The organism is Caulobacter sp. HJHS_5 (genome assembly GCF_056683955.1).
In genome coordinates this window covers 398,986-418,050 of record NZ_JBWZNC010000001.1, presented here as the reverse complement: position 1 = coordinate 418,050, position 19,065 = coordinate 398,986, and the positions used below count along the sequence as shown (strand labels likewise).

The 19,065-nt window shown below is 70.2% G+C and carries 16 protein-coding genes and 2 tRNA genes; 8 read left to right on the top strand and 10 right to left on the bottom strand.

The window, feature by feature from the left end; all coding sequences use genetic code 11:
- Nucleotides 1-139 precede the first annotated feature (139 nt).
- Together ACFLIT_RS02205 and ACFLIT_RS02200 are read left to right on the top strand one after the other, a co-directional pair.
- Nucleotides 140-1,465 (top strand): diguanylate cyclase domain-containing protein, encoded by a 1,326-nt coding sequence (locus ACFLIT_RS02205; protein ID WP_479909536.1) that lies wholly within the window; start codon nucleotides 140-142, stop codon nucleotides 1,463-1,465.
- Entirely contained in the window at nucleotides 1,465-1,989 is a 525-nt protein-coding gene (locus tag ACFLIT_RS02200) for a CcdC protein domain-containing protein (RefSeq protein WP_479909535.1), read from the top strand. Before ACFLIT_RS02205 ends, ACFLIT_RS02200 begins: the two co-directional genes overlap by 1 nt.
- Here the strand turns inward: ACFLIT_RS02200 and mfd are convergent.
- Nucleotides 1,986-5,495, bottom strand: a complete 3,510-nt coding sequence (gene mfd, locus ACFLIT_RS02195) for a transcription-repair coupling factor (RefSeq protein WP_479909534.1) — start codon at nucleotides 5,493-5,495, stop codon at nucleotides 1,986-1,988. The two genes, ACFLIT_RS02200 and mfd, sit on opposite strands and share 4 nt — an antisense overlap.
- Nucleotides 5,485-5,769 carry an FAD assembly factor SdhE gene (locus ACFLIT_RS02190; protein WP_479909533.1) on the bottom strand — a complete coding sequence of 95 codons (285 nt, stop codon included), beginning with the start codon at nucleotides 5,767-5,769 and terminating at the stop codon, nucleotides 5,485-5,487. Before ACFLIT_RS02190 ends, mfd begins: the two co-directional genes overlap by 11 nt.
- A 58-nt stretch (nucleotides 5,770-5,827) precedes the next feature.
- Here ACFLIT_RS02190 and recG point away from each other — a divergent pair, with 58 nt between their 5' ends.
- Complete coding sequence (recG, locus tag ACFLIT_RS02185; RefSeq protein ID WP_479909532.1) at nucleotides 5,828-7,906, top strand: ATP-dependent DNA helicase RecG; 2,079 nt, start codon at nucleotides 5,828-5,830, stop codon at nucleotides 7,904-7,906.
- Here the strand turns inward: recG and ACFLIT_RS02180 are convergent.
- The 4 genes from ACFLIT_RS02180 to kdsA are packed head-to-tail and all read right to left on the bottom strand — an operon-like array spanning nucleotide 7,903 to nucleotide 12,431.
- Entirely contained in the window at nucleotides 7,903-9,060 is a 1,158-nt protein-coding gene (locus ACFLIT_RS02180) for a DUF3089 domain-containing protein (protein ID WP_479909531.1), read from the bottom strand. The genes recG and ACFLIT_RS02180 overlap by 4 nt on opposite strands.
- A gap of 1 nt (nucleotide 9,061) precedes the next feature.
- Nucleotides 9,062-10,060, bottom strand: coding sequence for an ADP-glyceromanno-heptose 6-epimerase (gene rfaD / locus ACFLIT_RS02175; RefSeq protein WP_479909530.1), 999 nt, complete (start codon nucleotides 10,058-10,060; stop codon nucleotides 9,062-9,064).
- Nucleotides 10,057-11,541, bottom strand: coding sequence for a D-glycero-beta-D-manno-heptose 1-phosphate adenylyltransferase (gene rfaE2 / locus ACFLIT_RS02170; RefSeq protein ID WP_479909529.1), 1,485 nt, complete (start codon nucleotides 11,539-11,541; stop codon nucleotides 10,057-10,059). Before rfaE2 ends, rfaD begins: the two co-directional genes overlap by 4 nt.
- A gap of 23 nt (nucleotides 11,542-11,564) precedes the next feature.
- Entirely contained in the window at nucleotides 11,565-12,431 is an 867-nt protein-coding gene (kdsA, locus tag ACFLIT_RS02165) for a 3-deoxy-8-phosphooctulonate synthase (RefSeq protein ID WP_479909528.1), read from the bottom strand.
- Nucleotides 12,432-12,614: 183 nt separating this feature from the next.
- On the opposite strand from kdsA, the gene ACFLIT_RS02160 reads away from it, so the two are divergent.
- The 3 genes from ACFLIT_RS02160 to sseA all read left to right on the top strand — a co-directional run bounded on the left by ACFLIT_RS02160 (nucleotide 12,615) and on the right by sseA (nucleotide 15,771).
- Nucleotides 12,615-13,838: a class I SAM-dependent methyltransferase gene (locus tag ACFLIT_RS02160; protein WP_479909527.1), complete on the top strand. Its 1,224-nt coding sequence runs from the start codon at nucleotides 12,615-12,617 to the stop codon at nucleotides 13,836-13,838.
- Between the two features lie 67 nt (nucleotides 13,839-13,905).
- Nucleotides 13,906-14,919: a cysteine synthase A gene (locus ACFLIT_RS02155; RefSeq protein ID WP_479909526.1), complete on the top strand. Its 1,014-nt coding sequence runs from the start codon at nucleotides 13,906-13,908 to the stop codon at nucleotides 14,917-14,919.
- Nucleotides 14,920-14,931: 12 nt separating this feature from the next.
- A complete protein-coding gene (gene sseA, locus ACFLIT_RS02150; RefSeq protein ID WP_479909525.1) occupies nucleotides 14,932-15,771 on the top strand; it encodes a 3-mercaptopyruvate sulfurtransferase in 840 nt (279 codons plus the stop codon).
- A 3-nt stretch (nucleotides 15,772-15,774) separates the two neighbouring features.
- Here the strand turns inward: sseA and ACFLIT_RS02145 are convergent, their stop codons facing one another.
- Nucleotides 15,775-16,899, bottom strand: coding sequence for an amino acid ABC transporter substrate-binding protein (locus tag ACFLIT_RS02145; protein ID WP_479909524.1), 1,125 nt, complete (start codon nucleotides 16,897-16,899; stop codon nucleotides 15,775-15,777).
- Nucleotides 16,900-16,922: 23 nt separating this feature from the next.
- Between ACFLIT_RS02145 and metC the strand changes: the two genes are divergently transcribed.
- Together metC and ACFLIT_RS02135 are read left to right on the top strand one after the other, a co-directional pair.
- A complete protein-coding gene (gene metC, locus ACFLIT_RS02140) occupies nucleotides 16,923-18,083 on the top strand; it encodes a cystathionine beta-lyase (protein WP_479909523.1) in 1,161 nt (386 codons plus the stop codon).
- The gene (locus ACFLIT_RS02135) at nucleotides 18,080-18,529 is read left to right on the top strand and encodes a hypothetical protein (RefSeq protein WP_479909522.1); all 450 of its coding nucleotides are present in this window, start codon (nucleotides 18,080-18,082) and stop codon (nucleotides 18,527-18,529) included. The genes metC and ACFLIT_RS02135 overlap by 4 nt, the downstream gene beginning before the upstream one ends.
- Nucleotides 18,530-18,533: 4 nt before the next feature.
- Here the strand turns inward: ACFLIT_RS02135 and ACFLIT_RS02130 are convergent.
- From ACFLIT_RS02130 to ACFLIT_RS02120, 3 genes are all read right to left on the bottom strand, one after another.
- A tRNA-Arg gene (locus ACFLIT_RS02130) sits at nucleotides 18,534-18,610 on the bottom strand.
- Nucleotides 18,609-18,914: an ETC complex I subunit gene (locus ACFLIT_RS02125; RefSeq protein ID WP_479909521.1), complete on the bottom strand. Its 306-nt coding sequence runs from the start codon at nucleotides 18,912-18,914 to the stop codon at nucleotides 18,609-18,611. The genes ACFLIT_RS02130 and ACFLIT_RS02125 overlap by 2 nt, the downstream gene beginning before the upstream one ends.
- Before the next feature lie 29 nt (nucleotides 18,915-18,943).
- Nucleotides 18,944-19,020 (bottom strand) — tRNA-Pro (locus ACFLIT_RS02120).
- Nucleotides 19,021-19,065 lie beyond the last annotated feature (45 nt).

The following is a 19,065-nucleotide window of genomic DNA, read 5'->3' as shown; positions in this document are numbered from 1 at the left end:
TCGCGCCCGACGGCTGAACCCGGGCTGAACAGTCCTGTCACCTGCGCGCTATCCGCTTCTATCGCCGGAACGCGCGGCGTGCTTATGCTGGCGACATGCGAATCCGGCCCGGTCTTCGGGACGGTGAAGGGGCGCGTCTTTGTCGGTAAATGCCCGGATTCTGATTATCGCCCGCGACGACGGCCTGGTTGGGCCGTTGGCGGAGGGGCTCGACCGGTTGGGCTGGCGCACCATCACGGCGCGCGGCCCCTATGCCGCCATCGCCGCCCTCGCGGACCTGAACATCGAGGCGGCGATCGTCGACATCGCCTCGGGCGGACATGAGGCGCTGTCGCTGGCGCGTCGCCTGAAGGCGGCGTGCGCGCCGCGCCGGTTGCCGGTGATGGCGATCGGCGAGCCCGATCCCAGCCTGCAGGATGAGGGCTTCGACCTGACCCTGGCCCCGCCGCTGCATCCGGCCCAGGCGGTGATGCGTCTCGAGTCGCTGGTGCGCATGGCCATCGCCGAGGAAGAGTTCGAGCTGCGGCTGGAGACGTTCGCCGAGCGGGGGCGCCGCCTCGATCTGCCCGAGCCGACCTCGGCCGCCTTCCGCGTGCTGGCCATCGGCGAGCCGGCGCCGCAGTTCCTAGCCCTGTCGAACGTGCTGGCGCGCAGCGGGGCCGACGTGGTCGGCGCCTTCACCGCCTACACGGCCTTCGACTACCTGCACGAGCGGCCGTTCGACGCCGTGGTCCTGTGGGCCGGCGAGAACCCGCAGGAGGCGCTGAGCATCGCCGCGGGCATGCGGCGCAACACCCGCCTGTTCCACATCCCCGCCCTGCTCTACCTGCCCGAAGAAAGCTACGTGACGACCTCCGAGGCCTATCATCGCGGGGTTTCGGACGTCGCCTCGCCGCAGACGGCCGAGGCCGAGACCGCCAAGCGCGTGGTCGAGCTGGCTCGCAGCCATAGGCGCGGCGAGTCGATCCGCGCCGCCCTGGAGAAGGCGCGCAGCAGCGGCCTGATGGATGCGGCGACCGGCCTGTTCACCCGCGATCTCTTCGCCGGGCATCTCGCGCGCCTGGCGAAGGCTTCGATCAGCCGCAACCGGCCGCTGTCGGTCTGCGTGTTGAAGGTTTCGAATCGCGCCGACGTCGTGAAGGCCCGCGCCGGGGGCTGGCTGGACCGCGCGATCCCGCAGATCGGCTCGATGATCGGCCGCCTGGTGCGCGTGGAGGACACGGCCGCGCGCCTGGGCCCGGAAGTCTTCGCCCTCGCCCTGCCCGCCACCTCGGCCACCCAGGCCCGCTCGGCCGCCGAGCGGATCGCCGCGGTGATCGCCTGCACCGCCTTCGACGCCGGCGAGGGGCGGACGCCCTTCACCGTCGAGTTCGATATCGGGGTTTCGCCCGTCGAGGGGGGAGAGGACGCCGGCCGCGCCCTGGAGCGGGCCGCCGCCCAGGCCTTGCGGCGCGAAGCGGTCTGATGCCCACCACCGGCGCTCCGCCCAACATGGCCTGGATCGCCATCCCCATCATCCTGCTGGTGCTCGTCTTCCGACTGCGCGGCATGAGCCGCGACCGGCGGCTCCGCGTCGAATGGCTGTGGCTGACGCCGGTGCTGCTGCTGGCGGTGGCGGGGCTGGTGATCGCTCAGTCCCGGCTGGCCGGATTCGATTGGGCGTGGCTGATCCCCGCCTTCGCGGTGGGGGCGGCGATCGGCTTCTGGCGCGGACGGCTGACGACGGTGACGGTCAATCCCGAGACCCACGCCCTGACCAGCCGAGCCTCGCCGGCGGCACTCTATCTGCTGGTCGCGGTGCTGCTCGTCCGTGTCGGCCTGCGCTATCTGCTGGCGGCGGAGGCCTCGACGCTGCACATCAACGCCGCCCTGATCACCGACGCCTTCCTGGCCTTCGCGGTCGGTCTGGTGGCGGTGCAGCGGCTGGAGGTGTGGATCCGGGCGCGTCGGCTGCTGGCCGAGGCGCGGGCGCTGACGCCAGTCGCCTAGCCTTTTTCCGCCACCGCCCGCGCCAGGCGGGCCAGCTGCACCAGGATGCGCTCGGCGGCGTCGAGGCGCTCGCGCGGGGTTTCCCACTCGCCCTTGACCACGAACTTGTGGTCGGGCCGCAGCTTGAAGACGGCCGGGTTCTTCTGGACGAGGCCGACCAGGCCGGGAACGTCAGCGAAGGTGTCGTTGCGGAAGCTGGCCACCGCGCCCTTGGGGCCGACATCGATCTTGGCGACGTTGGCCTCGCGGCAGAGGCCCTTGATGGCCACGACCTTGAGCAGGCTGTCGGCTTCCGGCGGCAAGGGGCCGAAGCGGTCGATCAGTTCGGCGGCCAGGGCTTCGCGGTCGGCCTGCTTCTCGGCTTCCGACAGGCGGCGATAGAGCGACAGGCGGACGTTGAGGTCCGGCACATAGTCTTCCGGGATCAGCACGGCGGCGCCGGTGTTGATCTGGGGCGACCAGCCCCGGTCGTCGAACAGCCCCTCGCCCGAGGCCTTGAGGTCGGCGACGGCGTCTTCCAGCATCTGCTGATAGAGCTCGACGCCGATCTCGCGGATGTGGCCGCTCTGCTCGTCGCCGAGCAGGTTGCCGCCGCCGCGCTGGTCGAGATCGTGGCTGGCCAGCTGGAAGCCGGCGCCCAGGCTGTCGAGCGACTGCAGCACCTTCAGGCGCTTCTCGGCCGAAAGCGTGATCTGTCGCTCGGCCGGGGTGGTCAGGTAGGCGTAGGCGCGGGCCTTGGAACGGCCGACGCGGCCGCGGATCTGATAGAGCTGGGCCAGGCCGAACATGTCGGCGCGGTGCACGATCAGGGTGTTGGCGCTGGGGATGTCGAGGCCGCTCTCGACGATGGTGGTCGACAGCAGCACGTCGTACTGCCCCTCGTAGAAGGCGGTCATCACCTCCTCGAGTTCGGTGGCGCCCATCTGGCCATGGCCGATGACGAACTTCACTTCCGGGACGGATTCGCGAAGGAATTGCGCGAGATCGGGCAGGTCCTTGATGCGCGGGGCGACGTAGTAGGCCTGGCCGCCGCGATACTTCTCGCGCAGCAGGGCCTCGCGCAGGGTCACCGGATCGAACGGGCTGATGTAGGTGCGCACCGCCAGCCGGTCGACCGGCGGCGTGGCGATGATCGACATCTCGCGGATGCCGCTGAGCGCCATCTGCAGGGTGCGCGGGATCGGCGTCGCCGTCAGCGTCAGCATGTGGACGTCGGCGCGCAGGTTCTTCAGCGCCTCCTTGGCCTTCACGCCGAAGTGCTGCTCCTCGTCGACGATGACCAGGCCGAGGTTCTTGAACGAGACCTGCTTGGAAAGCACCGCGTGGGTGCCGACCACGATCTCGAACTCGCCGGCGGCGAGGCCGGCGCGGGTTTCGGAGGCTTCCTTGGCGGGAGCGAGGCGCGACAGGCGGCGGATCTTCACCGGCCAGCCTTGGAAGCGCTCGACGAAGGTCTTGTAGTGCTGGCGCGCCAGCAGGGTCGTCGGGCAGACGACGGCGACCTGCTTGCCGCTCATGGCCACCACGAAGGCGGCGCGCAGGGCGACCTCGGTCTTGCCGAAGCCGACGTCGCCGCAGATCAGGCGATCCATCGGCTTGCCCTGCGCCAGGTCGCCCAGCACGTCGGCGATGGCGTTCAGCTGATCTTCCGTCTCCTCGTAGGGGAAGCGGGCGCAGAACTCGTCGAACACGCCGGACGGCGGCTCGATGTCGTCGACGTTGCGCACGGCGCGGGCGGCGGCGATGGCGATGAGGCCCTCGGCCATCTCGCGCAGGCGCTGCTTGGCGCGGGCCTTGCGGGCCTGCCAGGCGGCCCCGCCCAGCTTGTCGAGCTGCACCCCCTCGCCTTCCGCGCCATAGCGGGTGAGTAGGTCGATGTTCTCGACCGGCAGGTAGAGCTTGCTCTCGCCGGCGTAGAAGATCTCCAGGCAGTCGTGCGGCGCGCCCTGCACGTCGAGGGTCTTGAGCCCTTCGTAGCGGCCGATGCCGTGGTCGATGTGAACGACGAGGTCGCCGGCGGTCAGGGCCGAGGCCTCGGCCAGGAAGTTGGCGGCGCGGCGCTTGCGTCGGGGACGCGCCAGGCGGTCGCCGAGAATGTCGGTCTCGGAGATGACCGCGAGGTTTTCGGTCTCGAAGCCGGCGTCGAGCGGCAGCACCACGCGCTGCGGCTTCTTCGGGTCCGCCGCCTTGGCCGCCTGCCAGTAGGGCGCGAAGGCTACGTTCTTCAGGCCGTGGTCGGCCAGCATGGCCCCGAGACGTTCCGACGAGCCTTCGGACCAGGAGGCGAACAGCACGCGCTTGCCCTTGGCGGCCAAGGCCTTGGCGTGGTCGGCGGTGGCTTCGAACAGGTTGACGCTGTCCTGCGCGCGTTCGGCGGCGAACTGGCGGCCGAGGCGCGCGCCCATGTCGACCACCTGCTCGCCGGCGTCGACCTGAAAGGGCGTGAAGCGGCGGTTGGGGCGGTGGCTGACGCGCCGCTCCCACTCGGCGGCGTCCATGTAGAGCGCATTCGGCTCCAGCGGGCGGTAGGACGACTTGCGGTCGGCGGTGGCGCGGGCGTCGTAGGCGTCGGCGATCATCGCCAGGCGCTCGTCACGGGCCTCGGCGGCCAGGTGGTCGATGGCGACCAGGGCGGCGTCCGGCAGATAGTCGAACAGGGTCGCCATGCCATCGTAGAACAGCGGCAGCCAGTGCTCGAGCCCGGCGCGGCGGCCGCCCTCGCTGATGGTGTCGTAGAGCGGGTCGTCGCCCGGGGCGCCGAAGGCGGCGACATAGCCCTTGCGGAAGCGCGCCACGGCGTCGGCGTCAAGCAGGGCCTCGGACACCGGCAGCAGATCGACCTCGCGCAGCTGCTTGGTCGAGCGCTGGGTCTCGGGATCGAAACCGCGGATCGATTCCAGCGCATCCCCGAACAGGTCGAGGCGCACCGGCTCCTCGGCGCCCGGCGGGAAGACGTCGATCACCCCACCGCGAATGGCGAATTCGCCGCGCTCGGACACCGTCGAGGCCCGCTGGTAGCCGTTGACCGCGAAATAACGCTCAAGGTCGGCGATGACGACGCGGGCGCCGACCTTGGCGGAATAGGACGCGCGATTGACCACGCCCTTCTGCGGCACGCGCTGCAGGGCGGCGGGAGCCGGGGTCACGAGGATCGCGGGCTTGGAGGCGCCGAACGCGCCGGAGGCCAGCTTCGCCAGGGTGGCCATGCGCTGGGCCGAAACCGCCGAGGATGGGCCGATGCGGTCGTAGGGCAAGCAGTCCCACGAGGGGAACAGCGCCGTCTCGACCTCGGGCGCGAAGAACTTCAGGGCGTCGATGAAGGCCTGGGCGCGGCCGCCGTCGCGGGCGACGAACACCGAAAGGCCGCCCCGCGCCCGGGCGATGTCGGCCATCACCAGGGCGTCGAAGCCTTCCGGCGCGCCGATCAGGTCGAGGCGGCCGTCCTGCTTGGCGATGCGCTTGGCGTCGGCCGGCGACGGGCCGCGAGGCTCTGCATCAAGCGCCAAGGTTTTCGCCTCGCTGATCGAGAGCTTCGTAGCGGAAATCTTTGATCTTGCGCATGATCTCGTGATCGAACTCAGGTGGGGTCGGCGCGCGGCCCACGATCCAGGCGTAGAGATCGTGGTCGAGCTGATCGAGCAGGGTCTCGAACGTCGCCAACTCTTCGGAGTTCATCGTCGGGACATGACGATCCGCGAACGGCCCCAGAATGAGGTCCGCTTCACGAAAGCCCCGCCGCCAGGCGCGGAACCGCAGCTTGTTACGCTCTGCGTCGTCCATGCGAGCGGTCGATATAGAGGTCGGGCCGCGCTCGCGCCAGCGCGCTATGCTCACTTCGATGCGCCCGGAGATTCTCTTTCCGCTGTTCGCCCCCTCCAGCTCGCTGAAGGGCGTCGGGCCGCGCCTTGCGCCGCTGCTGGACAAGCTGGCGGGGCCGCTGGTGCGCGACGTGCTGTTCCTTTCGCCGCAGAGCCTGATCCAGCGTCGGACGACGACCGTCGCGGCGGCCGTCGAGGGCGAGGTGCAGACCTTCTCGGTGAGCATCGACGCCCACCTGAAGCCGGCGCGGGCCAACCTGCCCTATCGCATCCGCTGCTTCGACGGCTCGGGCTTCATCACCCTGGTGTTCTTCAAGGTGTTCGGCGACCACCTGGAGCGGCAGAACCCGCCAGGCTCGCGCCGCGTGGTCAGCGGCAAGGTCGAGCGGGACAAATATGGGTCCGAGCTGCAGATCGCCCACCCGGACTATCTGTTGCCCGTCGAACGGGCCGGCGAAATCCCCGAGGTCGAGCCGGTCTATCCGGCGACGGCGGGCCTGCCGTCGCGCACGGTGCGGAAGTTCGCCCAGGAGGCCCTGGCGCGGGCCGGGGAACTGCCGGAGTGGCAGGACGCGGCCTGGCTGCAGCGCGAGGCCCTGCCCGGCTGGCGCGCGGCGATGACGGCGCTGCACGCGCCACGGACCGAGGGCGATCTCTCGCCGCTGTCGCGCGCCCGGCGGCGGCTGGCCTATGACGAACTGCTGGCGCACCAGCTGGCCCTGGCCGAGCGGCGGCTGCATCGCCGGGCCGAGCCGGGGCGCGAGATCGTCGCCTCGGCGACGGCCGACGCCATCGAGGCGGCCCTGCCCTTCCGCCTGACCGGCGCCCAGCAGATGGCGCTGGCCGAGGTGCGGGGCGACCTGGCCAGCGGCGAGCGGATGGCGCGGCTGCTGCAGGGCGACGTCGGCTCCGGCAAGACGGTGGTCGCCCTGCTGGCCATGGCCGACGCGGCGGCGGGCGGCATGCAGTCGGTGCTGATGGCGCCGACCGAGATTCTGGCGCGGCAGCATTTCGAGACCATCTCCGGACCTCTGGCCGGCCAGGGGATCACCGCCGTGCTGCTGACCGGGCGCGACAAGGGCGCGGGCCGGGCGGAGACCCTGCGGATGATCGCCGACGGTCGGGCGGCGGTGGTCGTCGGCACCCATGCGGTGTTCCAGACCGACGTGATCTATCGCGCCCTGGCCCTGACCGTGGTCGACGAGCAGCACCGCTTCGGGGTCAATGAGCGTCGCCGCCTGCAGGAGAAGGGCGAAGGCGTGCACCTGCTGGCGATGTCGGCGACGCCGATCCCTCGGACGCTGGAGCTGACGCTCTATGGCGACCTCGACGTCTCGCGCCTGGCCGAGAAACCGCCGGGGCGCACGCCCGTGGCGACGGCGGCCGTGCCGATCCCCCGAATGGCCGAGGTGGTCGACCGGCTGCGCAAGGCGATCGCCGGCGGGGCGCAGGCCTTCTGGATCTGCCCGCTGGTGGCCGAGAGCGAGGCGGTGGACCTGATGGCGGCCGAGCAGCGGGTCGAGGACCTGCGGCGCTGGCTGGGGCCGAGCGTCGGCCTGATCCACGGCAAGATGACCGGCGCCGCCAAGGATGCGGTGATGGCCGATTTCGCGGCGGGCAAGCTGAGCGTGCTGACCGCCACCACGGTAGTTGAGGTGGGCGTGAACGTACCCAACGCCTCGATCATGGTGATCGAGCATTCCGAACGCTTCGGCCTGGCCCAGTTGCACCAGCTGCGCGGGCGCGTGGGGCGCGGGGCGCGGGAGAGCGCCTGCGTGCTGCTGTACGACCCGCCGCTGTCGCAGGTGGCGCAGGCGCGGCTCGATATCCTGCGCAAGGCCGACGACGGCTTCCTGATCGCCGAGAAGGACCTGGAGCTGCGCGGCGGCGGCGATCCGCTGGGCCTGCGCCAGAGCGGGTTTCCGGCCTATCGCTTCGCGGACCCCGTGGCGCATCGCGACCTGATCGCCGTGGCGGCCGACGACGCGCGGCTGGTGCTGAACCGCGACGCGGCGTTCCAAAGCCCGCGCGGCAAGGCGCTGCAGGTTCTGAAGGCGCTGTTCGACTGGAAGCCCGGCAGCGAGCGCGAGGCAGGCTAGCTGGCGGGCTGGCTCGGCGCGGGGCGCGGGAACTCGGGGCGGTTCATCAGCGCGGCCACGCGGGCCTGGGAGTCGGCCTCGAGGTCGGCGTAGAACAGGTTGTAACCCGGCGCGCGGCGGGATTCCGCCCAGGTGCGAGCGGGGCGCAGCGACTGCGACTTCGGCTTGCTGACGATCAGGACGCCCTTGTCGCACTCGGCCGAGACCTGGCGCTGCAGGAAGGCCGGGCGCGCGCCCCATTCCAGGCCCGTGGCGTTGGCGGCCCCGAGGTTCAGACGGGCGGCGGCGCGGCCGGGCTGCGCCGATCCGGTCAGCGGATTGACGCACAGGGCCTGGCGGCCGTCGAAGTCGACGAGCTGGCCGGCGCCGTCGAACGCCATGGCGCGGTCGCGCAGCGACTGGGCCCGCTCCACGTCTCCCTCGCTCGCCTGGGCCCAGGCGACCACGCAATGGGCCTGGTTGCGGCGCTCGCAGGCGGGGAACGCCGCGCCGGCCGCGTAATCGGCGGCTGGGACGGTGGTCTGGATCAGGTAGGTCGCGGCCAGGCGACCGGCGAGCGCCGGATCGGCGGCGATTTCCTCGCGTAGCAGGCGGGCGGCCAGCGAACCGCCCTGCTCCACCCCGACCAGGATGAACGGCCGGTCGTGGTTGTAGCGTTCCACATAGAGGCGGAAGGCGGCGCGGATGTCGCCGTAGGCGAAGCGGCGCGCCTCGCGGGCGTCATCGCGCAGGGTCAGCAGGGTGTAGAGGCTGGCCTGGCGGTAGCGCGGCGCGAACAGTCGTCCGGTGCGGAAGTACGGCCCGGCGTAGTTGGGCAGCATGACCTGCGACAGCAGCCGTTCGGCGTTGCGCGTGTGCAGCGGGGCGTTCCAGTGCGGGCCGCCGTCGTAGGTGGTCGGGTGGATGAAGAAGACGTCGGCCGGCGGCGCCCCCGCCGCGATCTTCAGCGGATCGCCCGGACGGAGGGCCCAGGCGTCGGCCTGTTCGTAGTTGGGCGCGGGCGGCGGGTCGTAGGTCTGGAACGGCACCTTCGGGTCGAGGGCGGTGCGCAGGATGTCGTCGCGCCAGATGGCGCCGGCCACGGCCATGAGCGCCACCAGGATGAGCGCCCCGATGCCGACGCAGCGCTGCAACTTGGCGGCTTCGACCGCCATCTCAGATGTAGGGGTCCGGTTTGGACAGATAGCGGCCGACGTAGTCCGAGACGCCGGCTTCCAACGACGTGAATTGTCTGTCGTAACCCACGGATTTCAGTCGACTCATGTCGGCCTGGGTGAAGTATTGATACTTGTCGCGGATCTCTTCCGGCATCGGGCGGTAACTGATGTCAGCCGGACGATCGAGCGCTTTGAAAACCGCCTCGGCGAGATCCTTGAAGCTGCGCGCCCGGCCGGAGCCGAGATTGAAGACGCCGTTGACCCGGTCGTGCTGCAGCAGCCACTCGACGACGTCGACCACGTCGCGGACATAGACGAAGTCGCGCAGCTGGCCGCCGTCGGGATAGGCGGGATTGTGCGAGGCGAACAGGCTGACGCCCTCGCCGGCCGCGATCTTCGGATAGATCTGGGCGGCGACCGACATCATGCGGCCCTTGTGGCCCTCGTTCGGGCCGTAGACATTGAAGAACTTCAGGCCCACCCACTGCGGCGGGGCGGCGTTGGCGGCGGCCTGGCGGGCGGCGTAGAGGTCGAACAAGGCCTTGGACCAGCCGTAGGTGTTCAGCGGCCGCAGGCTCGTGAGGCTGTCGATGTCGTCGGCGTCGGCGAAGGTTTCGGCCGCGCCGTAGGTGGCCGCCGAGGAGGCGTAGATCAGCCGGCGCTGATGCTCGGCGCACCAGCGGTGCAGATCGCGCGACAGGGTGAAGTTGGAGTGGACGATGTGGTCGGCGTCCAGCTCCATGGTGGACGACACCGCGCCCATGTGGACCACGGCGCAGACCTGGTGGGCGTTGCGCTCCAGCCAGTCGAACATGCCGTCGGGCGAGACGAAGTCGGCGATCGGCGACTTGGCGAGGTTGCGCCACTTGCCGGTCTCGACCCCGCGCAGGCGATCGCAGGCGACCACGTCGTAGTCGGGGTTGCGCGACAGGCGCGCGACGATGTTGGAGCCGATGAAGCCGGCCGCCCCGGTGACGAAGATCACGCGACGCTTCAAGAGGCCTTCTCCGTCGGCATGTTGTCCTTCAGGCGGGCGATGGCGGCGGTGGTCGAGAACCCCTCGATGATCGTCGCCCGCTTCACCTCGCCGCCCCAGCCGAGCACCTCCCTGGCGCCGACGATTTCCTCGACTTCGTAGTCGGCGCCCTTGATCAGGACGTCGGGACGGGCCGCGTTGATCAGCGTCAGCGGCGTGTCCTCGTCGAACGACGCCACCAGATCGACGTGGGCGAGGCCGGCGAGGACCACCGCGCGGGACTCCAGGTCGTTGACCGGACGCCCCTCGCCTTTCAGCTCCCGCACCGAACGGTCGCTGTTCACGCCGACGATCAGGCGGTCGCACCAGGCGCGGGCCTGGGCGAGGTAGCTGACGTGGCCCTTGTGCAGGATGTCGAAGCAGCCGTTGGTGAAACCGACGCGCAGGCCCTGGGCGCGCCAGCGCTGCGCCACTTCGGCCATGCGGGCGGGCGTCACGACCTTGGCCTCGGCGGGCGCGAGGTGGGCGCTGATGGCGGCTTCGACCAGTTCCTCGGGCGAGACCGTGGCGGTGCCCGCCTTTTCGACGGCGACGCCGCTGGCCAGGATGGCGAATTCGATGGCGCGCTCGATCGGCGCCTTGGCGGCCAGGGCGAGGCCGATGGCGGCCAGGGCCGTATCGCCGGCGCCCGAGACGTCGAACACCTCGCGAGGCGCGCCCGGGAAGTGACGCACCGGCTTGCCCCGCTCGGCCAGGGACATGCCGCGGGCGGCGCGGGTGACCAGGATGGCCTTGCAGCGCGAGAGCGCCAGGGCGCGCGCGAGGGCGGCCTCGACCTCGGCGTCGGTGTCGGCCGGCAGGTCGGCGGCGGCGGCCAGTTCGGCGGCGTTGGGCTTGATGATGCCGACGGCGCCGTAGCGCGCCAGGTGGCGGGCCTTGGAGTCGACGATCAGGATGGCGCCGGAGGCGTTGGCCACGGTCAGGCAGGCGTCGATGATCGTCTGGCCGATGGCGCCCTTGCCGTAGTCCGACAGCAGGATGGCCCCCGCCCCTTCGGCCGCGTAGCGCACGGCGGTGGCGAGGCGGGACTCGACGGCCTTGGACACCGCCGAGGCGTCCTCGGAATCGACGCGCAGCAACTGCTGGCCGGCGGCGACGTAGCGGGTCTTGACCGTGGTCGGGCGATCGTCCGCCGAGATCAGATGCCCCTCGAGGCCGGGTTGCCGGCCGACCATGCCGAGCACCTCGTCGGCGGCGGCGTCCTTTCCGAGCACGCCGGCCAGGGCGGCGAGGCCCCCGAGGGCGGCCACGTTGCGCGCCACGTTGCCGGCGCCGCCGAGCATCGCCGCCTCGCGACCGCGCGCCAGGACGGGCACCGGCGCCTCGGGCGAGGTGCGGTTGACCTCGCCGTAGACGAAGCGGTCGAGCATGACGTCGCCGATGCAGGCGACGCGGACACCGACGACGGACGCCAGGAGCTGTTGAAGGGCCGAAAGGTCCATGGGGCGGTTCTAGACCCGGGGACTCAGGCGGCCAACCGGCGCTTGGCCAGGGCGTCGTATTCGAGCAGTTCGCCGACGAGGCCTTCGAACTGGCTGAGCGGCACCATGTTGGGTCCGTCCGACGGCGCGTGGTCCGGGTCGGGATGGGTTTCCATGAACACCGCCGAGACGCCGACGGCGACGGCGGCGCGGGCCAGCACCGGCACGAACTCGCGCTGCCCGCCGCTGGATGTGCCCTGCCCGCCCGGCTGCTGCACCGAGTGGGTGGCGTCGAACACCACCGGGCAGCCGATCTTGGCCATTTCCGGCAGGGCGCGCATGTCCGAGACCAGGGTGTTGTAGCCGAACGACACGCCGCGTTCGCAGGCCAGGACGTTGGGATTGCCGGCGCCGACCACCTTGGCGATGACGTTCTTCATGTCCCAGGGCGCGAGGAACTGGCCCTTCTTCACATTGACCGCCTTGCCCGTTTGGGCGGCGGCGATCAGCAGATCGGTCTGACGGCAGAGGAAGGCGGGAATCTGCAGCATGTCGACCGCCTGGGCGGCGACGGCGCATTGCTCGATCTCGTGTACGTCGGTGATCACCGGTAGGCCGACGGTGTCGCGGATTTCGGCGAAGATCGGCAAGGCGCCCTCCAGGCCGATGCCGCGCGCCGCGTTGGCGCTGGTCCGGTTCGCCTTGTCGAAGGACGTCTTGTAGATCAGGCCGATGCCGAGGCGCTGGGCGATCTCGCGCAGGGCATGGGCCGTCTCCAGCGCGTGCTGGCGGCTTTCCAGCTGGCAGGGACCAGCGATCATCGCCAGGCGTTCCTTGCCGCCGATGCGCACGGCGCCGCCTTTGGCGTTGGCGATCTCGACGACGGCGTTGGGTTTCAGGGTTTCGGTCACTCGGGCGATCCTTTGCGATGCTTCGCAGGGGGCAGATGTGGCGCGCGCCGCGCGCGCGAGCAAGGGTGTGGCGCGCGCCGCGCGCGCGAGCAAGGGCGCATGCTTGAAGGCGCATCCGGATCGGCCTCTTGGGCGTATGGGGATCAGGCCTTATCTTGGCCGTGCGGGGTAAGGAGCAAGGCCATGGTGCATCGTCCTTCAGTCGCTTGGAATGACGCGGACCTGAAGCAGGCGCCGCCTCTTTTTCGCAAGGTGGTCGAGATGGCCGCCCGAGGGTGGAAGCACGGCACGCTGCTCTTCACCCTGCCCAGCGGGCGCGACATCAGCATCGGCGGCGAGCGGCCGGGGCCATACGGCCACATCATCATTCACGACTACCGCTTCGTGCGACGCGCCCTGGCCGGCGGCGACATCGGCTTCGCCGAGGGCTACATGGCCGACGAATGGGAGACGCCCGACCTCTCGGCCGTGCTGGAGGGCTTCTCGCTGAACTACGACCACGTCCAGCGCCTGGCGGGCGGCGGCCTGGTCAGCCGCATGTTCAGCACCGTGAACCACTTTCTTCACCGCAACACGCGGTCCGGGTCGAAGAAGAACATCCACGCCCACTACGACCTGGGGAACGCCTTCTATTCGCAGTGGCTGGACCCGACGATGACCTATTCCTCGGCGCGCTACGAGCGGCCGGGGCAATCGTTGCCCGAGGCGCAGCGGGCGAAGTATGCGGCCCTGGCCCGCACCATCGACCTGAAGCCGGATCAATCGGTGCTGGAGATCGGCTGCGGCTGGGGCGGGTTCGCCGAGTTCGCCGCCAAGGAGGTGGGCGCCAAGGTCACCGGCGTGACCATCTCCAAGGAGCAGTACGATTTTGCAAGGAAGCGACTGTTCGACCAGGGGCTGGCGGAAAAAGCCGACATCCGCCTGATCGACTATCGCGACATCGACGGACAGTTCGACCGCGTGGCCTCGATCGAGATGTTCGAGGCGGTGGGCGAGGAATACTGGCCGACCTATTTCAATAAGGTGCGCGAAGTGCTGACGCCCGGCGGCCGCGCCGGGCTGCAGATCATCACCATCCGCGACGAGCTGTTCGACGGCTATCGGCGGCGGCCGGACTTCATCCAGAAGTACGTCTTTCCCGGCGGCATGCTGCCGAGCGAAGCGCGTCTACGCGAGGAGACGGCCCGGGCCGGTCTGGAATGGCGCGACATCACCCGCTTCGGGCAGAACTACGCCGACACCCTGGTCGAATGGGCTCAACGGTTCGAATCCGCCTGGAGCAACATCAAGGGCATGGGCTTCGACGAGCGCTTCCGCCGGCTGTGGCGCTTCTATCTCAGCTATTGCGAGGCCGGCTTCCGCACGGGTCGCACCGACGTGATTCAGCTCGGCTTGGCGAAGGCCTGAACATTTCTGACTTGCGAACCACGGCGGCGGCGCGATCTAGAAGCACGCCACGCTGCTGAGAGTCCCCATGACCGTTCGCGCCCCCTCGATTGCGTCTGGTGTCCTAGACGCCATCGGAAACACGCCGCTGATCCGGCTGAACCGCGCCAGCGAGGCGACGGGATGCGAAATCCTCGGCAAGGCGGAGTTCATGAACCCCGGCCAGTCGGTGAAGGACCGGGCCGCGCTGGGGATCATCCGCGACGCGGAGGCCAAGGGGCTGCTGCGTCCGGGCGGGCGAATCGTCGAAGGCACCGCCGGCAACACCGGCATCGGCCTGGCCATGGTCGCCGACGCCCTGGGCTACAAGACCACCATCGTCATCCCGCGCACCCAGAGCCAGGAGAAGAAGGACGCCATCCGCATGCTCGGCGCCGAGCTCGTGGAGGTGGACGCCGTCCCCTACTCCAACCCCGACAACTACGTGCGCTATTCCGGCCGGCTGGCCGAGGAGCTGGCCAAGACCGAGCCGGGCGGCGCAATCTGGGCGAACCAGTTCGACAACGTCGCCAACCGCAACGCCCACTACGAAAGCACCGGGCCGGAAATCTTCGAACAGACAGGCGGCAAGGTCGACGGCTTCATCTGCGCGGTCGGTTCGGGCGGCACGCTCGCCGGGGTCGCCATGGCCCTGCGCGAGCGCAAGCCGGGCGTCAAGATCGGCCTGGCCGACCCGTACGGCGCGGCGCTGTACAGCTGGTACTCGGCGGGCGAGCTGAAGTCGGAAGGCAATTCGATCAGCGAGGGCATCGGCCAGGGCCGGATCACCGCCAACCTGGAAGGCCTGACCATCGACCATCCCTTCCGGATCGACGACGAGACCATGCTGCTGACCATCTACGACCTCGTGCAGCACGAAGGGCTGGTGATGGGCGGCTCGACGGGCATCAACGTCGCTGGGGCCATCGCCATGGCCAAGGAAATGGGGCCGGGCCACACGATCGTGACCATTCTCTGCGATCACGGCGCCCGCTATCAGTCGAAGATCTTCAACCGCGCCTTCCTGGAAGAGCGCGGCCTCCCCGCCCCGCCCTGGATGTAGAAGGACCGGACCATGTCAGACCCGATGGTCTCCACCGAATGGCTGGCCGAGCGCCTGGGCGGCGAGACCCTGCGGGTGATCGACGCCAGCTGGTTCTTCCCGCACGAGAACACCGACGCCGGGACGGCGTTCGAACAGGCGCACATTCCGGGCGCGGTCGCCTTCGACATCGACGCCGTGGCCGATCATTCCACCGACCTGCCGCACATGCTGCCGACGCCGCATGAGTTCGCCGAGGCGGTCGGGGCGCTGGGCGTCGGCAACGACAGCACCGTCGTCGTCTACGACCAGATCGGCCTGCGCTCGGCGGGCCGGCTGTGGTGGACCTTCCGGGTGATGGGCCACGAGCAGGTGTTCGTGCTGGACGGTGGTTTGCCCAAGTGGCGCGCCGAGGGGCGGCCGGTCGAGAGCGGGCCCGCGAAGCCGACGCCGGCGGTGTTTCATCCGACCTTCCATCCGCACCTCGTGCGCTCGATCGACGATGTGCGGGCGGCGCTCGAAGCCGGCGGCCAGGTGGCCGACGCCCGTCCGGCCGGGCGGTTCACCGGTGAGACGCCGGAGCCCCGCGAAGGCCTGCGCGGCGGCCACATGCCGGGCGCGCGCACCACGCCGATGGGCAGTCTGCTGAACGCCGACCAGACCCTGAAGTCCGCCGACGAGTTGAAGGCGGTGTTTCAGACCGCTGGAGTGGACCCGGCCGCGCCGGTGATCACCTCCTGCGGTTCGGGCATCACCGCCGCGGTGGTGTCGCTCGCCCTTGCCCGCCTGGGCGGCGAAGGCGCGGTCTATGACGGCTCGTGGACCGAATGGGGCGGGCGCGAGGATACGCCGGTGGCGACCGGCGCGGCCTGAGGCTCACCGCAGCGGCGGCGCGTAGAGCAGGCCCGGCTTGGCGGCGTCCCAGCGGGCGTTGAGGCCGCGATCCAGCTTCAGCGGCGAGCGGGCGCCGATGTTGCGGTCGAAGATCTCGCCGTAGTTGCCGACCTGGCGGATCGCGCGCTCGGCCCAGGCGTCGTCGAGACCCAGCGGCGCGCCGACGCCGGGCTCGGCCCCCAGCAGGCGTCGCGCCTCGGGATTGGCGGACTCGCGCCGCATGGCCTCGGCGTTGGCGGCGTAGATGTTCAGCTCCTCGGCGAGCACCAGGGCGTTGAGCGTCCAGCGCACGAGGTCGGTCCAGGCCGGGTCGCCCTGGCGGACGACGGGGCTCAGCGGCTCCTTGGAGATCACGTCGGGCAGGATGACGTGGGCGTCCGGGCTGTTCAGCAACGAGCGGGACGAGGCCAGGGTGGAGACGTCGGCCGTGAAGGCGTCGCAGCCTTCGGTTTGGTAGACTTCGCGCGCCTTGGTCTCGTCGGCGACGACCACCGGGGTGTAGTTCAGGCCGCGGCTGCGGAAAAAGTCGGCGAGATTCAACTGGCTGGTGGAGCCGGCCTGGACGCAGATCTTGGCGCCGCCGAGCTCCTGGGCGCTCTGCAGGTTCAGCGAGCGCGGGGCCATGAAGCCCTGCCCGTCGTAGTAGCTGACGCCGGCGAACTCGACGGCGTCGCCGACATCGCGGCTGAAAGTCCACGAGGTGTTGCGGACCAGGAGGTCGACGCGCCCGGCCTTGAGCGCGGTGAGGCGGGCGGTGTTGTCCAGCGGCACGAACCGCACCTTCTGCGACGAACCGAGGGCCACCGCGGCCACGGCGCGGCAGAAATCGACGTCGAAACCACGCCATTCGCCGCGGTTGTCGCGGAAGGCGAAGCCGGCGAGGCCCGGGTTCACGCCGCAGAGCAGAACGCCCCTCGCCCGCACGGCCTTCAGCGTGGCGCCCTGCGCGGCGGCGGTCGTGACGGGAGAGCTGCCGGCAGGCGGAGCGCCGCCGGCGTCGGTCGGAGCCGGTCGGCCGCACGCCGTCATCGCCAGGACCAGCCCGGCGGCGATGACGACACGACGGCAGTTGCGCAGGAACACCCGCATCGCTCCTTGATCGGCCATGCCGAAGCAGACAGGGTCCGCGAATGGACGAACAGACCCGGCTTATCCACGAAGGGCGCACGCCGCAACGCCTGGCGCGCACCGTCGGCCCGCCCGTGCAGCGCGGATCGACCGTGCTGCTGCCCAGCGCCCGCGCGCTGTATGACGGCTCGGAGCTGAGCTATGGCCGCTCCGGCCTGGCCTCGCACGCCGCGCTCTGCGAGGGGCTGGCGGCGCTGGAGGGCGCGGAGCGGGTTTCGCTCTACCCTTCCGGTCTGGCGGCCATGACCGGCGCCCTGCTGGCCCTGCTGAAGGCCGGGGACGAGGTGCTGCTGGTCGACTGCGCCTATCGGCCGACCAAACGATTCTGCGACAACGTGCTGGCGCGGTTCGGCGTCACGACCCGGCTCTACGATCCGAAACTGGATGCGGCGGGCGTCGCCGCCCTGATCGGCGAGCGGACGCGGGCGGTGGTTCTCGAGTCGCCAGGCTCGCTGAGCTTCGAGATCCAGGACGTGCCCGGCATCGCCGCCGTCTGCCGCGAGCGCGGGGTGCTGACCTTGATGGACAACACCTATGGCGCGGGCCTGCTGTTCAAGCCCCTGGCCCACGGCGTCGATGTCTCGGCCCAGGCGCTGACAAAATACGTCTGCGGCCACGCCGACGTCTTCCTGGGCTCGGCGGCGACCCGCGATCCCAAGCTCGGCAAGGCGCTGGAAATGGCCGGGCATGACATCGGCTGGGCGGTGTCGCCCGACGACGCCTACCAGGCGCTGCGGGGCCTGCGGACGCTGGAGACGCGGCTGAGGCAGCATGAGGCTTCGGCCCTGACGGTCGCCCGTTGGCTCAAGGAGCAGCCGCAGGTGGCGCGCGTGCTGCACCCCGCCCTGCCCGACGCGCTGGGACACTCGCTGTGGAAGCGGGATTTCAGCGGCGCCAACGGCCTGTTCGCCTTCGAACTGACGCCGGGGCCGCAGACGGCGGTGGAGGCGCTGCTCGACGCCCTGAGGGTGTTCGGCCTCGGCTTCTCGTGGGGCGGCTTCGAAAGCCTGGCGATCCACTGCGATCCCCAGTTCTCGAACCGCAAGTTCAAGCCGGACCTCGCCGGTCCGCTGGTGCGGCTGCACATCGGCCTGGAATCTCCGGACGACCTCATCGCCGATCTGGCTCTCGGCTTGGCGGCCTACGGTCAGGCGCGGCGTTGACTGCCGCGAGCGACAAGGCGGCCGAGGACCTCTTCCGCCGCCAGGTTGAAGGCGCGCTGAGCGACGCCTGGCTTTCCGAACGCGAGTGGATGGCGCTGCGGGATTCGGTCTCGGCCAGCGGCCTGGCGGAAGATCGAGCGCGCGCGATCTACGAGGAGGTCGCCCAGTACCTCCTTGCGGCCCGGATTCATGAATCGCTCGCTGAAGGCCGGTTCAGCCCCGACGAAGAGCGCGACCTGGCGGCGCTCGCCGCTGACCTCCGCATCGCGTTCACGCCGGGCAAGGAAACGACCGCGGTGTTTGACGATGCGCGCCAGGCCTGGCGACTCGCCCTGGACTCAGCCCCCGTTACCGATGGCGACGCTTCGCCGGCGACGACGCGCAAGGGAGCCGCGGCGGCGTTCGCCGCCGTCCTGGCGCGAATTTGGAAGCGGCCGCGCGCCTGACCGCTGGCGACCCCGGCAGGATTCGAACCTGCGACCGTCCGCTTAGAAGGCGGATGCTCTATCCAGCTGAGCTACGGGGTCAGTGGGTCCACGGAATCTTGCGGCCGGCGGCGAAGTTGTCCGCATAGGCCTTGATGATGCGTTTCGGCGTCTTGGGCTCGAACACCTGGAACGGGATGCCGCGGTGTTGGGCGTAGGCGATGGCCTCGTCGCGAGTTTCGAAGTCGAGGCGGACCTGGCCGTTCATGTCGCTCGACTGGGTCCAGCCCATGAGCGGGTCGGCCTTGCGCGCGGCCGCCGGCTCGAACTCGAGCACCCAGTCCTTGGTCTTGGCCTTGCCCGACTGCATGGCGGTCTTGGCGGGGCGGAAGATGCGAGCGAGCATGGCGGCCTCTTAACGTCTCGTCGTCGCGATGGTCGGGGCGAGAGGATTCGAACCTCCGACCCTCTGCTCCCAAAGCAGATGCGCTACCAGGCTGCGCTACACCCCGAAGCTTTCGCGACGCCCGGTAGCTACAGGCGTTTCTTCCGCCGGG

Coding starts and splice junctions, on each gene's coding strand:
- ACFLIT_RS02200 (WP_479909535.1), top strand. CDS start 1,465: ATGCCCACCACCGGCGCTCCGCCCAACATGGCCTGGATCGCCATCCCC.
- ACFLIT_RS02190 (WP_479909533.1), bottom strand. CDS start 5,769: ATGGACGACGCAGAGCGTAACAAGCTGCGGTTCCGCGCCTGGCGGCGG.
- recG (WP_479909532.1), top strand. CDS start 5,828: ATGCGCCCGGAGATTCTCTTTCCGCTGTTCGCCCCCTCCAGCTCGCTG.
- ACFLIT_RS02180 (WP_479909531.1), bottom strand. CDS start 9,060: ATGGCGGTCGAAGCCGCCAAGTTGCAGCGCTGCGTCGGCATCGGGGCG.
- rfaE2 (WP_479909529.1), bottom strand. CDS start 11,541: ATGGACCTTTCGGCCCTTCAACAGCTCCTGGCGTCCGTCGTCGGTGTC.
- ACFLIT_RS02160 (WP_479909527.1), top strand. CDS start 12,615: ATGGTGCATCGTCCTTCAGTCGCTTGGAATGACGCGGACCTGAAGCAG.
- ACFLIT_RS02155 (WP_479909526.1), top strand. CDS start 13,906: ATGACCGTTCGCGCCCCCTCGATTGCGTCTGGTGTCCTAGACGCCATC.
- sseA (WP_479909525.1), top strand. CDS start 14,932: ATGTCAGACCCGATGGTCTCCACCGAATGGCTGGCCGAGCGCCTGGGC.
- ACFLIT_RS02145 (WP_479909524.1), bottom strand. CDS start 16,899: ATGGCCGATCAAGGAGCGATGCGGGTGTTCCTGCGCAACTGCCGTCGT.
- metC (WP_479909523.1), top strand. CDS start 16,923: ATGGACGAACAGACCCGGCTTATCCACGAAGGGCGCACGCCGCAACGC.
- ACFLIT_RS02125 (WP_479909521.1), bottom strand. CDS start 18,914: ATGCTCGCTCGCATCTTCCGCCCCGCCAAGACCGCCATGCAGTCGGGC.